Origin of the sequence: Streptomyces sp. NPDC097640 (genome assembly GCF_040302705.1) — a bacterium.
GTDB lineage: Bacteria > Actinomycetota > Actinomycetes > Streptomycetales > Streptomycetaceae > Streptomyces.
In genome coordinates this window covers 115,358-131,168 of sequence record NZ_JBEOSB010000006.1, presented here as the reverse complement: position 1 = coordinate 131,168, position 15,811 = coordinate 115,358, and the positions used below count along the sequence as shown (strand labels likewise).

At 71.4% G+C, this 15,811-nt stretch carries 15 protein-coding genes; all 15 read left to right on the top strand.

What is annotated here, in order from left to right; translation table 11 throughout:
• Window positions 1–182: 182 nt before the first annotated feature.
• A complete protein-coding gene (pgsA, locus tag ABTY62_RS11170; protein WP_311725787.1) occupies window positions 183–851 on the top strand; it encodes a phosphatidylinositol phosphate synthase in 669 nt (222 codons plus the stop codon).
• Entirely contained in the window at window positions 848–1,786 is a 939-nt protein-coding gene (locus ABTY62_RS11165) for a phosphatidylinositol mannoside acyltransferase (protein ID WP_352129160.1), read from the top strand. The genes pgsA and ABTY62_RS11165 overlap by 4 nt, the downstream gene beginning before the upstream one ends.
• Window positions 1,783–2,943, top strand: coding sequence for a glycosyltransferase family 4 protein (locus ABTY62_RS11160; RefSeq protein WP_352129159.1), 1,161 nt, complete (start codon window positions 1,783–1,785; stop codon window positions 2,941–2,943). Before ABTY62_RS11165 ends, ABTY62_RS11160 begins: the two co-directional genes overlap by 4 nt.
• A gap of 56 nt (window positions 2,944–2,999) precedes the next feature.
• Window positions 3,000–3,539 (top strand): hypothetical protein, encoded by a 540-nt coding sequence (locus ABTY62_RS11155; protein WP_352129158.1) that lies wholly within the window; start codon window positions 3,000–3,002, stop codon window positions 3,537–3,539.
• A gap of 111 nt (window positions 3,540–3,650) precedes the next feature.
• Window positions 3,651–4,565, top strand: coding sequence for a pyridoxal 5'-phosphate synthase lyase subunit PdxS (gene pdxS, locus ABTY62_RS11150; RefSeq protein ID WP_352129157.1), 915 nt, complete (start codon window positions 3,651–3,653; stop codon window positions 4,563–4,565).
• Between the two features lie 88 nt (window positions 4,566–4,653).
• The gene (gene pdxT / locus ABTY62_RS11145) at window positions 4,654–5,235 is read left to right on the top strand and encodes a pyridoxal 5'-phosphate synthase glutaminase subunit PdxT (RefSeq protein WP_352129156.1); all 582 of its coding nucleotides are present in this window, start codon (window positions 4,654–4,656) and stop codon (window positions 5,233–5,235) included.
• 62 nt (window positions 5,236–5,297) lie between these two features.
• Entirely contained in the window at window positions 5,298–6,050 is a 753-nt protein-coding gene (locus ABTY62_RS11140; protein ID WP_352129155.1) for a YebC/PmpR family DNA-binding transcriptional regulator, read from the top strand.
• 131 nt (window positions 6,051–6,181) lie between these two features.
• Window positions 6,182–6,715, top strand: coding sequence for a crossover junction endodeoxyribonuclease RuvC (gene ruvC, locus ABTY62_RS11135; protein WP_311725906.1), 534 nt, complete (start codon window positions 6,182–6,184; stop codon window positions 6,713–6,715).
• Window positions 6,712–7,323 carry a Holliday junction branch migration protein RuvA gene (ruvA, locus tag ABTY62_RS11130; protein WP_352129154.1) on the top strand — a complete coding sequence of 204 codons (612 nt, stop codon included), beginning with the start codon at window positions 6,712–6,714 and terminating at the stop codon, window positions 7,321–7,323. The genes ruvC and ruvA overlap by 4 nt, the downstream gene beginning before the upstream one ends.
• 79 nt (window positions 7,324–7,402) lie before the next feature.
• Complete coding sequence (ruvB, locus tag ABTY62_RS11125; protein WP_352129153.1) at window positions 7,403–8,479, top strand: Holliday junction branch migration DNA helicase RuvB; 1,077 nt, start codon at window positions 7,403–7,405, stop codon at window positions 8,477–8,479.
• 191 nt (window positions 8,480–8,670) lie between these two features.
• A complete protein-coding gene (gene yajC / locus ABTY62_RS11120; RefSeq protein WP_352129353.1) occupies window positions 8,671–9,150 on the top strand; it encodes a preprotein translocase subunit YajC in 480 nt (159 codons plus the stop codon).
• 148 nt (window positions 9,151–9,298) lie between these two features.
• Window positions 9,299–11,119: a protein translocase subunit SecD gene (gene secD, locus ABTY62_RS11115; RefSeq protein ID WP_352129152.1), complete on the top strand. Its 1,821-nt coding sequence runs from the start codon at window positions 9,299–9,301 to the stop codon at window positions 11,117–11,119.
• A 1-nt stretch (window position 11,120) separates the two neighbouring features.
• On the top strand, window positions 11,121–12,254 hold the full coding sequence (gene secF, locus ABTY62_RS11110; protein WP_352129151.1) for a protein translocase subunit SecF: 1,134 nt from the start codon (window positions 11,121–11,123) through the stop codon (window positions 12,252–12,254).
• Window positions 12,251–12,832, top strand: coding sequence for an adenine phosphoribosyltransferase (locus ABTY62_RS11105; RefSeq protein ID WP_352129150.1), 582 nt, complete (start codon window positions 12,251–12,253; stop codon window positions 12,830–12,832). The genes secF and ABTY62_RS11105 overlap by 4 nt, the downstream gene beginning before the upstream one ends.
• A 350-nt stretch (window positions 12,833–13,182) precedes the next feature.
• Window positions 13,183–15,684, top strand: coding sequence for a RelA/SpoT family protein (locus ABTY62_RS11100; RefSeq protein ID WP_352129149.1), 2,502 nt, complete (start codon window positions 13,183–13,185; stop codon window positions 15,682–15,684).
• Window positions 15,685–15,811: the final 127 nt, after the last annotated feature.

Sequence of the window (15,811 nt, the reverse complement as noted above, 5' to 3'; positions counted from 1 at the left end):
CCGCGATACTTCGAGCTTTCCACCGAGGCCATGGTGCGTCCATACGTCGCACATCCGGGCGTCGCCGGGGCGTCGGCCCCGCGCATCCCGATGCGTGCGCGGCGGCCCCTTGGGGCGTGGCTACGATGGGCCAGCCGGTGGCCCGTTGACCACCCGGTCCGTTTCGACCCCCCGGGAAGGCCATGCTGAACAAGTACGCGCGTGCATTCTTCACGCGTGTTCTCACCCCGTTCGCCGCCCTGCTCATCCGCCTGGGGGTCAGCCCCGACGCGGTGACCCTCGCCGGGACGGGCGGTGTGGTCGCGGGTGCCCTGGTCTTCTACCCGCGGGGGGAGTTCTTCTGGGGCACGGTCGTCATCACCCTTTTCGTCTTCTCGGATCTGGTCGACGGCAATATGGCGCGCCAGCTCGGGCGCTCCAGCCGTTGGGGGGCGTTCCTCGACTCCACGCTCGACCGGGTCGCGGACGGAGCGATCTTCGGCGGTCTCGCGCTGTGGTATGCCGGAGGCGGGAACGACAACGCGCTGTGCGCGGTGGCGATCTTCTGCCTGGCCAGCGGTCAGGTGGTCTCGTACACCAAGGCCAGGGGCGAGAGCATCGGGCTGCCGGTCAAGGTCAACGGGCTGGTCGAGCGCGCCGAGCGGCTGGTGATCTCGCTGGTGGCCTGCGGTTTCTCCGGGCTGCACAAGTTCGGTGTGCCGCATATCGAGGTGCTGCTGCCGATCGCCCTGTGGATCGTGGCCGTCGGCAGCGCGGTGACCTTGATCCAGCGCGTGGTGACGGTGCGCCGTGAGGCGGCCGAGGCGGACGCGGCGGACCGGGCGGTGGTCCAGGGAGGCGAGACGCGGTGAGCGAGAAGCTGACCGACGCGCTGTACGGGCTCGGCTGGAGCACGGTCAAGAAGCTCCCCGAACCGGTCGCGACGGCGCTCGGGCAGCGGATCGCCGATGTGGTGTGGAAGCGGCGCGGCAAGGGGGTGCTGCGCCTGGAGGCCAATCTGGCGCGCGTCGTGCCCGGTGCCTCCCCGCGGCGCCTGGCTGAGCTGTCCCGGGCCGGGATGCGCTCGTATCTGCGCTACTGGATGGAGTCCTTCCGGCTGCCGGCCTGGAGCGAGCGGCGCGTCCGCGGCGGCTTCGACCCCGAGGGCCTGCACAACCTCACGGACGGTCTGGCGAGCGGCCGCGGGGTGGTGCTGGCGCTGCCGCACATGGCCAACTGGGACCTGGCCGGGGCGTGGGTCACCACCGAGCTGGGCGTGCCGTTCACCACCGTCGCGGAGCGGCTCAAGCCCGAGGCGCTGTACGACCGCTTCGTGGCCTATCGGGAGGGCCTGGGCATGGAGGTGCTGCCGCACACCGGCGGGAGCGCCTTCGGGACGCTGGCGCGGCGGCTGCGGGCGGGCGGGCTGGTGTGTCTGGTCGCCGACCGGGACCTGTCGGCGTCTGGAGTTGAGGTGAAGTTCTTCGGCGAGTCGGCCAAGATGCCCGCCGGGCCCGCCATACTGGCGGCAAGGACGGGTGCGCTGCTGCTGCCGGTCACCCTCTGGTACGACGCGTCCCCGGTGATGCGGGGGCGGGTGCATCCGCCGATCGAGGTCCCCTCGATGGGCACCAGTGCGGAGAAGGCCGCGGTCATGACGCAGGAGCTCGCCGACGTGTTCGCCGCCGGGATCGCCGACCACCCACAGGACTGGCACATGCTTCAGCGGCTCTGGCTGGCGGATCTCGGGCCCCGTCCCGGTGGCGCTCCCGGCGCCGGCGACGGCTCCGGAACGGAGGAGCGGTGAGGATCGGGATCGTCTGCCCGTACTCGTGGGATGTCCCCGGTGGCGTCCAGTTCCACATCCGTGACCTGGCCGAGCATCTGATCCGGCGCGGGCACGAGGTGTCGGTGCTGGCTCCGGCGGACGACGAGACGCCGCTGCCGCCGTATGTCGTCTCAGCCGGGCGGGCCGTGCCGGTGCCGTACAACGGCTCGGTCGCGCGGCTCAACTTCGGCTTTCTCTCCGCGGCGCGGGTGCGGCGCTGGCTGCACGACGGCGCGTTCGACGTGATCCACATCCATGAGCCCGCCTCGCCCTCGCTGGGGCTGCTCGCGTGCTGGGCGGCGCAGGGCCCGATCGTGGCGACTTTTCACACCTCGAACCCGCGTTCCCGGGCGATGATCGCCGCGTATCCGATCCTTCAGCCCGCGCTGGAGAAGATCAGCGCCCGGATCGCGGTGAGCGAGTACGCGCGGCGGACGCTGGTCGAGCACCTGGGCGGGGACGCGGTCGTCATCCCCAACGGCGTCGATGTGCGGTTTTTCGCCGGCGCGGAGCCCAAGAAGGAGTGGCAGGGGGAGACGATCGGCTTCATGGGCCGCATCGACGAGCCCAGGAAGGGCCTGCCGGTCCTGATGCGGGCCCTGCCGGAGATCCTCGCCGCCCGGCCCGGGGCGCGGCTGCTGGTCGCCGGGCGCGGCGACGAGAAGGAGGCCGTGGCCACGCTGCCCGCGGAGATGCGCCGCCGGGTGGAGTTCCTGGGCATGGTGAGCGACGAGGACAAGGCGCGGCTGCTGCGCAGCGTGGATGTGTACGTCGCGCCGAACACGGGCGGGGAGAGCTTCGGCATCATCCTCGTCGAGGCGATGTCGGCGGGCGCGCCCGTGCTGGCCAGCGACCTGGACGCGTTCGCGCAGGTGCTGGACGGGGGAGCGGCGGGGCAGCTGTTCGCCAATGAGGACGCGGACGCGCTGGCGCGGGCCGCGATCGGGCTGCTGGGCGACCCGGAGCGGCGCGCGGAGCTGCGGGAGCGGGGCAGCCGCCATGTGCGCCGGTTCGACTGGGAGACGGTCGGGGCGGACATCCTGGCGGTGTACGAGACGGTGGCGGACGGGGCGGCGTCGGTGGCCGCGGACGAGCGCGCGGGGCTGCGGGCCCGGCTGGGGCTGGCCCGGGGCTAGCAGGGGTGGCCCGGGGCTAGCAGGGGTGGGCCGGGCAGCAGGTAGCGTGGCCCGGCGTGACCACTTTGATCTGGATCGTGGCCCTTCTGGTCGTCATCGCCGTCTATCTGAGCTGGACCGCGGGGCGGCTGGACCGGCTGCACAGCCGGCTGGACGCGGCGCGCGCGGCGCTCGACGCGCAGCTGCTGCGGCGGGCCTCGGTCGCGCAGGAGCTGGCCACCGCCGGGGTGTTCGATCCGGCGGCCTCGATCGTGCTGTACCAGGCCGCGCACGCGGCGCGGCAGGCGGAGGAGGAGCAGCGCGAGGTCGCCGAGAGCGAGCTGAGCCAGGCGCTGCGCGCGGTGTTCGCGGAGAGTGGACAGGCCGAGGCGGTGCGGGAGGCGCCGGGGGGCGAGGCGGCGCTGGGTGAGCTGACGGAGGCGGTGCGGCGGGTGCCGATGGCCCGGCGGTTCCACAATGACGCGGTGCGCGCTGCGCGGGCCCTGCGCCGGCACCGCAAGGTGCGCTGGTTCCGGCTCGCGGGCCATGCCCCTTTCCCGATGGCGTTCGAGATGGACGACGAGCCTCCGGCGGCCCTGACGGCGCAGGTCGGTTGAGGCCACCGGCCCGCGATTGGCCCTTGTCCGGGGACCACCCGGGCGGCTTTTGTCTATCGAACGGCCCTACGATGGGCTCATCGCACCATTCATCATCGAGTGAGGTCAAACGTGTCCATCACGCCCGTCAGCACGCCCCAGACCCCCGAGACCGGCACCGCGCGCGTCAAGCGCGGCATGGCCGAGCAGCTCAAGGGCGGCGTGATCATGGACGTCGTCACGCCGGAGGAAGCGAAGATCGCTGAGGACGCGGGCGCCGTCGCGGTCATGGCCCTCGAGCGCGTTCCGGCCGACATCCGCAAGGACGGCGGCGTGGCCCGGATGTCCGACCCGGACATGATCGACGGGATCATCAGCGCGGTCTCCATCCCGGTGATGGCCAAGTCCCGGATCGGCCACTTCGTCGAGGCGCAGGTGCTCCAGGCCCTGGGCGTGGACTACATCGACGAGTCCGAGGTCCTCACCCCCGCCGACGAGGTCAACCACAGCGACAAGTGGTCCTTCACCACGCCGTTCGTCTGTGGCGCCACCAACCTGGGCGAGGCGCTGCGCCGGATCGCCGAGGGTGCGGCGATGATCCGTTCGAAGGGCGAGGCCGGCACCGGCAACGTCGTCGAGGCGGTTCGCCACCTGCGGCAGATCAAGGGCGAGATCGCCCGGCTCAAGGGCCTGGACAACCACGAGCTGTACGCCGCGGCCAAGGAGCTGCGCGCCCCGTACGAGCTGGTCAAGGAGGTCGCCGAGCTCGGCAAGCTGCCGGTGGTGCTGTTCTCCGCCGGTGGTGTGGCCACCCCGGCCGACGCCGCTCTGATGCGTCAGCTCGGCGCCGAGGGCGTCTTCGTGGGCTCCGGCATCTTCAAGTCCGGCGACCCGGCCAAGCGCGCCGCCGCGATCGTCAAGGCCACCACTTTCTACGACGACCCGAAGGTCATCGCGGAGGTGTCCCGCAACCTGGGTGAGGCCATGGTCGGCATCAACTGCGACACCCTCCCCGAGGGCGAGCGCTACGCCAACCGCGGCTGGTAGCGGACCGGCTGGTACCCACCGACCCGCTTGCCGGTGGACGGCCCGCGGGGGCCGTCCGCCGCTTTCCCGTTCCGTCCCGAGAGGTTCCATGTCCATCGGAGTGCTCGCCCTTCAGGGCGATGTCCGCGAACACCTCGCCGCGCTCGCCGCGGCCGGCGCCGAGGCCCGGCCGGTTCGCCGGGCCGAGGAGCTCGCCGAGGTCAGCGGCCTGGTGATCCCCGGCGGGGAGTCCACCACCATGTCCAAGCTCGCCGTCATCTTCGGGATGCTCGAGCCGCTGCGCGAGCGGGTGCGGGCCGGGATGCCGGTGTACGGCACCTGCGCGGGCATGATCATGGTCGCGGACAAGATCCTCGACGGCCGGGACGACCAGGAGACCTTCGGCGGCATCGACATGACGGTGCGCCGCAACGCCTTCGGTCGCCAGAACGAGTCCTTCGAGGCCGCGGTCGAGGTCGCGGGCGTCGAGGGCGGCCCGGTCGAAGGCGTCTTCATCCGGGCGCCGTGGGTGGAGTCCGTGGGCGCGGGCGTCGAGGTGCTCGCCACGTACGGGGACCACGCCGTCGGCGTGCGGCAGGGCAATGTGCTCGCGACGTCGTTCCACCCCGAACTGACCGGCGATCACCGGGTACACGCGCTGTTCGTCGACATCGTGAGGTCCGCCGGATGACACGGTCCCGGTAGGATCTCAGACGTTCGTACAGCACTGGGTTAAGCGAAGGAGACAGGCGGATGTCCGGCCACTCTAAATGGGCTACGACGAAGCACAAGAAGGCCGTGATCGACGCCAAGCGCGGCAAGCTCTTCGCCAAGCTCATCAAGAACGTCGAGGTCGCTGCCCGCATGGGCGGCGCCGACCCCGATGGCAACCCCACCCTCTTCGACGCCATCCAGAAGGCGAAGAAGCAGTCCGTGCCGAACAAGAACATCGACAGCGCGGTCAAGCGCGGCGCCGGGCTCGAGGCGGGTGGCGCCGAATACGAGACGATCATGTACGAGGGCTACGGGCCGAACGGTGTCGCGGTGCTCATCGAGTGCCTGACCGACAACCGCAACCGCGCCGCCTCCGACGTGCGCGTTGCCATGACGCGCAACGGCGGATCCATGGCGGACCCGGGGTCGGTGTCGTACCTGTTCAACCGCAAGGGCGTGGTGATCGTCCCCAAGGGTGAGCTGACCGAGGACGACGTGCTGGGCGCGGTGCTGGACGCGGGCGCCGAGGAGGTCAACGACCTCGGCGAGTCCTTCGAGGTGATCAGCGAGGCCACCGACCTGGTCGCGGTCCGCACCGCGCTCCAGAAGGAGGGCATCGACTACGACTCGGCCGAGGCCAACTTCGTGCCCACCATGCAGGTCGAGCTGGAGGAGGAGGCGGCGCGGAAGATCTTCAGGCTGATCGACGCGCTGGAGGACAGCGACGACGTGCAGAACGTCTTCGCCAACTTCGACGTCTCCGACGAGGTCATGGCCAAGGTGGACGCCTGAGGCGAGACCAGCGGCGCACGGGCCGGCGGGGACACACCCCACCGGCCCGTTGTTGTCGGTGGGGCCCGTTGTCAGTGGCGCCCGCTACGCTGCCGAGCAGGTGATCGAAAGCGGCGATGGGGAGGGGCGCGGTGCGGGTGCTGGGCGTGGACCCGGGGCTGACCCGGTGTGGCGTCGGCGTGGTCGAGGGGGTCGCGGGGCGGCCGCTGCGCATGCTCGGGGTCGGTGTCATACGGACTCCGGCGGACGCTCAGATCGGCGACCGGCTGGTGCTCGTCGAGCGCGGCCTGGAGGAGTGGCTGGAGGCCCACCGGCCCGAAGTCGTGGCGGTGGAGCGGGTGTTCAGCCAGCACAATGTGCGAACGGTCATGGGCACCGCCCAGGCGAGCGCGGTCGCGATGCTCTGCGCCGCCCGCCGGGGGCTGCCGGTCGTGCTGCACACGCCGAGCGAGGTCAAGGCGGCCGTCACCGGATCCGGGCGCGCCGACAAGGCGCAGGTCGGCTCGATGGTCACCCGGCTGTTGCGGCTCGACGCCCCGCCGAAACCCGCCGACGCCGCCGACGCGCTGGCGCTGGCCATCTGCCACATCTGGCGGGCGCCCGCGACCAACCGGCTCCAGCAGGCCGTCGCCGCCCACCGCACCACGAAAGGCCGTATTTCATGATCGCGTTCGTCTCCGGCCCGGTTGCGGCCGTCGGCCCGGATATCGCCGTCGTCGAGGTCGGCGGGGTCGGCATGGCCCTCCAGTGCACTCCGAACACGCTGTCCGGGCTGCGCGTCGGCCAGCCCGCCCGGCTCGCCACCTCCCTCGTGGTCCGCGAGGACTCCCTCACCCTCTACGGCTTCGCGGACGACGACGAGCGCCAGGTCTTCGAGCTGCTCCAGACCGCCAGCGGGGTCGGCCCCCGGCTCGCCCAGGCGATGCTGGCCGTCCACTCGCCCGACGCGCTGCGGCTCGCCGTGGCCACCGGCGACGAGAAGGCGCTGACCGCCGTCCCCGGGATCGGCAAGAAGGGCGCGCAGCGGCTGCTGCTCGAGCTCAAGGACCGGCTCGGCGAGCCGGTGGGCCGCCCCGCCGCGGCCGCCGCCGCCCCGGGCTGGGGCGACCAGCTGCACGCCGCCCTCGTCGGCCTCGGATACGCGCCCCGCGAGGCCGAGGACGCGGTCGGGGCCGTCGCCCCGCAGGCCGAGGCCGCCGTGGCCGCGGGCGGCACCCCGCAGGTGGCGCAGCTGCTGCGGGCCGCCCTCCAGACCCTGAACCGGGCCCGCTGAGGGCCTTCGAACCGGGCCGGGCGACCGCCCCGTGCGCCCGGCCGCACTGCCCGATACGACATCGCGAGGCGAGACTTCCGTGAACTGGGACGAAACCGCACCGGCCGCCGCCGACGACGCCCTCGCCGGCCGGCTGGTGGGCGCCGACGCCGACGGCGAGGACCAGGCGGTCGAGGCCGCGCTGCGCCCGAAGGACCTGGGGGAGTTCGTCGGCCAGGAGCGGGTTCGCGTCCAGCTCGACCTGGTCCTCAAGGCGGCCCGGCAGCGTGGCGGCACCGCCGACCACGTGCTGCTGTCCGGCGCGCCCGGCCTCGGCAAGACCACCCTCTCGATGATCATCGCCGCCGAGATGGGCGCCCCCATCCGGATCACCTCCGGGCCCGCCATCCAGCACGCCGGCGACCTCGCCGCGATTCTGTCCTCGCTCACCGAGGGCGAGGTGCTCTTCCTCGACGAGATCCACCGCATGTCGCGGCCCGCCGAGGAGATGCTGTACATGGCGATGGAGGACTTCCGCGTCGACGTGATCGTCGGCAAGGGCCCCGGCGCCACCGCCATCCCCCTGGAGCTGCCGCCCTTCACCCTGGTCGGCGCCACCACCCGGGCCGGGCTGCTGCCGCCCCCGCTGCGCGACCGCTTCGGCTTCACCGGCCATATGGAGTTCTACGCCCCGGCCGAGCTGGAGCGCGTCATCCACCGCTCCGCCGGGCTCCTGGACGTCGATATCGAGCCCGCCGGTGCGAGCGAGATCGCCGGGCGCTCCCGCGGCACCCCGCGCATCGCCAACCGCCTGCTGCGCCGGGTGCGCGACTATGCCCAGGTCAAGGCGGACGGCGTGATCACCGCCGAGATCGCCGCCCGCGCCCTGGAGGTGTACGACGTGGACGGCCGGGGCCTGGACCGGCTGGACCGCGCGGTGCTGACCGCTCTGCTCAAGCTGTTCGGCGGGGGCCCGGTGGGGCTGTCGACGCTGGCGGTCGCGGTGGGGGAGGAGCGGGAGACGGTCGAGGAGGTCGCCGAGCCCTTCCTGGTGCGCGAGGGGCTACTGGCCCGTACGCCCAGGGGCCGGGTGGCCACCCCCGCGGCCTGGACCCACCTGGGGCTGGCCGCGCCCCAGCACGGCGGCGGTGCCCAGCCCGGACTTTTCGAGGGCTGAGCGGGCGAATAGCCGATTCTGGCCGGGTCAGGAACCCAACGGCCGCGCCGGGCGTTGTTCCATAGGCGCGGGCTCGCTTAGACTCCGCCGATGCCGTCCGTATGCCGTCCGTGTCCGGCTCGGCATGACCACCATCCCATAGCCCAGGTCGCGTCCCCGCGGTCATGTGAAGGAATTTCCGTCCCGTGTATATGACTCTCCTGCCGTTCATCGTGCTCATCGGGGCCATGTTCCTGATGACCCGGTCGGCCAAGAACAAGCAGCGCCAGGCCGCACAGATGCGTGACCAGATGGGGCCCGGCACCGGCGTGCGGACCATCGGCGGCATGTACGCCACGGTCAAGGAGGTCCATGACGACGCGGTCCTCCTCGAGGTCGCTCCCGGCGTGCACGCCTTCTACGCGAAGAACGCGGTGGGTGCCGTCCTCGACGACGCCGAGTACAACCGGATCGTGCACGGGATCGACCCTGACGACACTGACGACGACGCCCCCGTCGTCCCCGACGACGCCTCCTCGCTCACCGAGGCCGAGGCCGAGGGTGAGACCGGGGCGGCCGACGGCGACGCCGATGCGGCGGACGAGGGCAAGAAGACCGACCTCAGCAAGCCGTCGGCCGCGGCCGACGCGCCGAAGGAGGACAAGCGGGACGGCGACTCCGACGCCAAGTAATGCCGCTCCGGGGACCGCGGCGCACCACCGCTCGGTGCGCCGCGGTCCCCGGACGGTCTAGGCTCCGGCGGGGGTTCGTCCCACAAGACTTCGTGGCCGCCCGGCGCACACCCGGTGCCGGGCGGTTGGACAGGGAGATTACGAGAAGGTGGCAGCACCGAAGAAGGGCCGCAGGTCCTCCGGGTCACAGGGCAGGCCCGGGCGCGCCCTGGTCACGATCCTGGTCGCCATCGTGGCGCTCACCGCGGGGATGTTCATCTCCGGTCACACCACGCCACGGCTGGGCATCGACCTGGCGGGCGGCACCAGCTTCACGCTGGAGGCCAAGAACCAGCCGGGCAAGCCCAACGCGATCAACGCGGACAACATGAACACCGCCGTCGGCATCATCGAGCGGCGGGTCAACGGTCTGGGCGTGTCCGAGGCCGAGGTCCAGACGCAGGGCGACAAGCACATCATCGTGAACATCCCCAAGGGGATGAACGCGAAACAGGCCCGCACCCAGGTCGGCACCACCGCCCAGCTCTACTTCCGCCCCGTGGTGACCTACACGGACGGCAAGAAGACCGAGCCCACCACCAGCCCCTCGCCGAGCGCGACCGGCAAGGGCAAGAACGACAAGGGCAAGGCGTCGGACACCCCGACCGCCAAGGGCAGCTCGAGCGCGTCCAACAGCCCGAGCGCTTCGAACAGCCCCAGCGCGTCGAGCAGCGCGAGCGCATCGAGCAGCAGCCAGGGGCGGGCCGTCTCCGAGGGGCTCAAGGCCGACAAGACGCCGACCCCCTCGCAGAGCCCGAGCGCCTCGGGGAGCCCCAAGACGTCCAAGACCCCGAAGAGCGACTCCTCCAGCGCCGACGACCTGACCAAGCAACTCGCGGACCTGGACTGCTCCACCCCGGCGGCCCGGGCCAAGGCCCGGGAGAAGGCCGCGGGCACCAAGCCGACCGACTCCGTCGTCGCCTGTGACCGGGACGGCTCGCGCAAGTTCATCCTCGGCCCGTCCAAGGTGGAGGGCACCGACGTCAAGGACGCCTCCTCCGTCTACGACAGCCAGAGCGGCCAGGGCTGGATCGTCCAGCTGAACTTCACCGGCAAGGGCGGCAAGAAGTTCGCCGATGTGACCGGTCAGCTGGCCACGCAGCAGCCGCCGCAGAACCAGTTCGCGATCGTCCTGGACGGCGAGGTCTACTCCGACCCCAAGGTCGACGAGTCCATCGTCGGCGGCCGGGCCACCATCTCCGGTCCGGACTTCAACCAGCAGAACACCGGGGACCTGGCCAACGTCCTGTCCTACGGCGCGCTGCCGCTGTCCTTCGACATCGCGGACGAGACCACCGTCTCCGCCGCGCTCGGCGGTGAGCAGCTGGAGGCCGGTCTGGTCGCCGGCGCCATCGGCCTGGCGCTCGTGGTCATCTACCTGGTGGTGTACTACCGCGGCCTGGCGCTGGTCGCCATGGCCAGCCTCGGGGTCTCCGCCATCCTGACGTACACGATCATGGTGCTGCTCGGCCCGGGCATCGGCTTCGCGCTGAACCTGCCGGCCGTCTGTGGTGCGATCGTCGCGATCGGTATCACGGCCGACTCCTTCATCGTGTACTTCGAGCGCATAAGGGACGAGATCCGCGAGGGCCGCTCGCTGCGCCCGGCCGTCGAGCGCGGCTGGCCGCGAGCCCGGCGCACCATCCTGGTGTCCGACTTCGTGTCCTTCCTCGCGGCGGCGGTGCTCTTCGTCGTGACGGTCGGCAAGGTGCAGGGCTTCGCCTTCACCCTGGGCCTCACCACGCTGCTGGACGTCGTGGTGGTGTTCCTGTTCACCAAGCCGCTGATGACGATCCTGGCCGGGCGCAAGTTCTTCGCGAGCGGTCATCCGTGGTCCGGCCTGGACCCGCGGCGCCTGGGCGTCAAGCCGCCGCTGCGCCGCAGCCGCCGCACCCCCGCCCCCGCCCCCGCCGACCCGAAGGAGGCGTGAGATGTCGCGACTCGGCACTCTCGGCGCCAAGCTCTACCGAGGCGAGGTCGGCTACGACTTCGTCGGCAAGCGGAAGCTCTGGTACGGCGTCTCGATACTGATCACCATCACGGCCATCGTGGGCCTGGCGGTGCGCGGGCTCAACATGGGCATCGAGTTCTCCGGCGGAGCGGTCTTCACCACCCCGAAGACCAGCGTGTCGGCCTCCGACGCTCGCCATGTGGCGGAGTCGGCGTCCGGCGGCCACACCGCGGTCGTCCAGGAGCTCGGCCGCGGCGGTCTGCGGATCCAGATCAGCGAGCTGGGCACCAAGGAGGCCCTGCCGGTCCAGGAGAAGCTCGCCAAGGAGCTGAACGTCCAGACCAGCAAGATCGACACACAGCTGGTCGGCCCCAGCTGGGGCAAGGAGATCGCCGGCAAGGCCTGGCAGGGTCTGGCGATCTTCATGGTCCTGGTGGTGATCTATCTGGCCATCGCCTTCGAGTGGCGTATGGCACTGGCCGCCCTGATCGCGCTGATCCACGACCTCACCATCACGGTCGGCGTCTACGCGCTGGTCGGGTTCGAGGTCACCCCGGGCACCGTGATCGGTCTGCTGACCATCCTCGGTTACTCGCTCTACGACACCGTCGTCGTCTTCGACGGTCTCAAGGAAGCGTCGAAGGACATCACCAAGCAGAGCCGCTTCACCTACAGCGAGCTCGCCAACCGCAGCCTCAACTCGACCCTGGTGCGCTCCATCAACACCACGATCGTGGCGCTGCTGCCGGTCGGCGCGCTGCTGTTCATCGGTGGCGGTGCGCTCGGCGCGGGCATGCTCAACGACATCTCGCTGGCGCTGTTCGTCGGCCTCGCCGCCGGTGCGTACTCCTCGATCTTCATCGCCACCCCGCTGGTGGCGGATCTGAAGGAGCGCGACCCGCAGATGAAGGCCCTGACCAAGCGGGTGCGCGCCAAGCGCGCCTCGGTCGCGGCCAAGACCGACTCGGACGCCGAGCAGGCGCCGGAGGACGTCACCCCGCCGACCGACGAGGACGGCGACCCGCCGACCCCCGCGGCCGCGGGCGCGGGCCAGCGCCGTCAGCCCGCCTCGCGCAGCCGGGGCCGTGGCCGGCCGTCGGGGAAGCGCCGATGAGCGCTGCTACGACGGACCCCGCGCTCGGCGGCCTGGGCGGCGAGGAACTGCGCGGCCTGCTGCTCAGCCGGATCCTGGATGTGCCGGACTACCCGAAGCCGGGGGTGATGTTCAAGGACATCACCCCGCTGCTGGCCGACGCGGCCGCCTTCGGCGCGCTGACGCACGCGCTCGCCGAGCTGTGTGCCAAGCACGGCGCCACCAAGGTCGTGGGCCTGGAGGCGCGCGGCTTCATCCTGGCCGCCCCGGCCGCGGTGCGCGCCGGGATCGGCTTCGTACCGGTGCGCAAGGCGGGCAAGCTCCCCGGAGCGACCCTGGGCCAGGCGTACGAGCTGGAGTACGGCACGGCGGAGATCGAGATCCACGCCGATGCGCTGGAGCCCGGCGACCGGGTCCTGGTGATCGACGACGTGCTCGCCACCGGCGGCACCGCCGAGGCGTCGCTGCGGCTCATCCGCCGCGCGGGCGCCGAGGTCGCCGCGGTCGCGGTGCTGCTGGAGCTCGGCTTCCTCGATGGTCGTAGCCGCCTCCTCCCGGCGCTCGACAGCGCGCCCCTGGAGGCTCTGATCACGATCTGAGCCGCGCCATCACCCGAGGGTGGGGAGCTGCCTCACGGCGGCTCCTCACCCTTGTCTGCGCCAGCGGCTGAGCCAAGACGCTCCCCCAGCCACCGCTGGGAGGTGCCCCCTGCTGTCGACGGCGCTCGTCGCGCGGTCGCCCACGCCGCGGAGCGGCATATCGGATACGAGCCCTCGCTCCCTCCTCACCGCCCGGCGGTAGCCGGGGGAGGACCCCGAGCGCCCGGAGGCGAAGCCGCTTTGCAGGGGGTCCTGGGGCGGCCGGGAGGCAAGTGGCGTGGCGGGATCGATACCATGGCACCCCGGCCTCTTTGAGGCACGGAGATGCACGGACCGCCCGAGGAGTGCTCTTGCCAGACGAGGCCCAGCCGCTCTCCGCCGCGCAGCCGGCAGAGCCGACCGCCGTCACCGAGACCACGGCGGCCCCTGAGGTGCCCAAGAACAGCGGTGAGGCCCCGAAGCCCGCGGCCTCCAAGCCACGGCCCGCGGCCGAGCGCGCGGCGGGCGCACGGCCCGCCACGGCGGCCCCGCGCCCCCTCCAGAGCCCCGCACCCAGGGCGGGCTCCTCCAACCGCGTCCGCGCCCGCCTCGCCCGGCTCGGCGTGCAGCGCTCCAGCCCGTACAACCCGGTCCTGGAGCCGCTGCTGCGGATCGTGCGCGGGAACGACCCCAAGGCCGACGCCTCGACGCTGCGCCAGATCGAGCGGGCGTACCAGGTCGCCGAGCGCTGGCACCGCGGCCAGAAGCGCAAGAGCGGCGATCCGTACATCACCCACCCGCTCGCGGTGACCACGATCCTGGCCGAGCTGGGTATGGATCCGGCCACTTTGATGGCCGGTCTGCTGCATGACACCGTCGAGGACACCGAGTACGGCCTGGACACCCTGCGCCGCGACTTCGGCGACCAGGTGGCCCTCCTCGTGGACGGCGTCACCAAGCTGGACAAGGTCAAGTTCGGCGAGGCAGCCCAGGCCGAGACCGTGCGCAAGATGGTCGTCGCCATGGCCAAGGACCCGCGCGTCCTGGTCATCAAGCTCGCCGACCGGCTGCACAACATGCGCACCATGCGCTACCTGAAGCGGGAGAAGCAGGAGAAGAAGGCCCGCGAGACGCTGGAGATCTACGCCCCGCTCGCCCACCGCCTGGGCATGAACACGATCAAGTGGGAGCTGGAGGACCTCGCCTTCGCGATCCTCTACCCCAAGATGTACGACGAGATCGTGCGGCTGGTCGCGGAGCGGGCCCCCAAGCGCGACGAATACCTCGCCATCGTCACCGACCAGGTCCAGGGCGATCTGCGCGCGGCCCGCATCAAGGCGACCGTCACCGGCCGCCCGAAGCACTACTACTCGGTCTACCAGAAGATGATCGTGCGGGGTCGCGACTTCGCCGAGATCTACGACCTGGTGGGCATCCGGGTGCTCGTCGACACCGTCCGCGACTGCTACGCGGCGCTCGGGACCATCCACGCGCGGTGGAACCCGGTGCCAGGGCGGTTCAAGGACTACATCGCGATGCCCAAGTTCAACATGTACCAGTCGCTGCACACGACGGTCATCGGGCCCAGCGGCAAGCCGGTCGAGCTCCAGATCCGTACGTTCGACATGCACCGCCGGGCCGAGTACGGCATCGCCGCGCACTGGAAGTACAAGCAGGAGGCCGTCGCGGGCGCCTCCAAGGTGCGCACCGACGTCCCCCGCAAGGCCGGCAAGGACGACGCCGTCAACGACATGGCCTGGCTGCGGCAGCTGCTGGACTGGCAGAAGGAGACCGAGGACCCGGGCGAGTTCCTGGAGTCGCTGCGCTTCGACCTGTCCCGCAACGAGGTCTTCGTCTTCACGCCCAAGGGCGATGTCATAGCGCTGCCGGCCGGGGCCACCCCGGTGGACTTCGCGTACGCCGTGCACACCGAGGTCGGCCACCGCACGATAGGGGCCCGGGTGAACGGGCGGCTGGTGCCGCTCGAGTCGACGCTGGACAACGGCGACCTGGTGGAGGTCTTCACCTCCAAGGCTGCCGGGGCCGGTCCGTCCCGGGACTGGCTGGGCTTCGTCAAGTCCCCGCGCGCCCGCAACAAGATCCGCGCCTGGTTCTCCAAGGAGCGCCGCGACGAGGCCATCGAGCAGGGCAAGGACGCCATCGTGCGGGCCATGCGCAAGCAGAACCTGCCGATCCAGCGGATCCTGACGGGCGACTCGCTGGTCACCCTCGCCCATGAGATGCGCTACCCCGACATCTCCTCGCTGTACGCGGCCATCGGCGAGGGCCATGTCTCGGCGCAGAGCGTCGTCGGCAAGCTGGTGCAGGCCCTCGGCGGCGAGGAGGCCGCCAACGAGGACATCGCCGAGACCACACCGCCGATCCGCGGCCGCGGCAAGCGGCGCTCCAGCGCCGACCCGGGCGTCGTGGTCAAGGGCGTCGACGACGTGTGGGTCAAGCTGGCCCGCTGCTGCACGCCCGTCCCCGGCGACCCCATCATCGGCTTCGTCACCCGCGGCAGCGGCGTCTCGGTGCACCGCGCCGACTGTGTCAACGTGGACTCGCTCTCGCAGCAGCCGGAGCGGATCCTGGACGTGGAGTGGGCGCCCACCCAGTCCTCGGTCTTCCTGGTCGCCATCCAGGTCGAGGCCCTGGACCGGTCCCGGCTGCTGTCGGATGTCACCCGCGTGCTGTCCGACCAGCACGTCAACATCCTGTCCGCCGCCGTGCAGACCTCCCGCGACCGGGTGGCCACCTCGCGTTTCACCTTCGAGATGGGCGACCCCAAGCACCTGGGCCATGTGCTGAAGGCCGTGCGGGGCGTCGAGGGCGTCTACGACGTGTACCGGGTGACCTCGGCGCGCCAGCGCTGAGACAGACGGCAGCGGCCCCGGCGCCATCGCGCCGGGGCCGCTGCCGTTTGGCACCTCAGCCATCAATTGAGGAACCCCGATGGCGAGTAACCACCTCCGCGAGAGCGGCGGCGGCTTAGCCGCAGAG

What these genes read in the sequence shown, in the direction of transcription:
- secF (WP_352129151.1), top strand. Translation starts at nt 11,121, where the DNA reads ATGTCGCGACTCGGCACTCTCGGCGCCAAGCTCTACCGAGGCGAGGTC.
- yajC (WP_352129353.1), top strand. Translation starts at nt 8,671, where the DNA reads ATGACTCTCCTGCCGTTCATCGTGCTCATCGGGGCCATGTTCCTGATG.
- ruvA (WP_352129154.1), top strand. Translation starts at nt 6,712, where the DNA reads ATGATCGCGTTCGTCTCCGGCCCGGTTGCGGCCGTCGGCCCGGATATC.
- ABTY62_RS11140 (WP_352129155.1), top strand. Translation starts at nt 5,298, where the DNA reads ATGTCCGGCCACTCTAAATGGGCTACGACGAAGCACAAGAAGGCCGTG.
- pdxT (WP_352129156.1), top strand. Translation starts at nt 4,654, where the DNA reads ATGTCCATCGGAGTGCTCGCCCTTCAGGGCGATGTCCGCGAACACCTC.
- ABTY62_RS11105 (WP_352129150.1), top strand. Translation starts at nt 12,251, where the DNA reads ATGAGCGCTGCTACGACGGACCCCGCGCTCGGCGGCCTGGGCGGCGAG.
- pgsA (WP_311725787.1), top strand. Translation starts at nt 183, where the DNA reads ATGCTGAACAAGTACGCGCGTGCATTCTTCACGCGTGTTCTCACCCCG.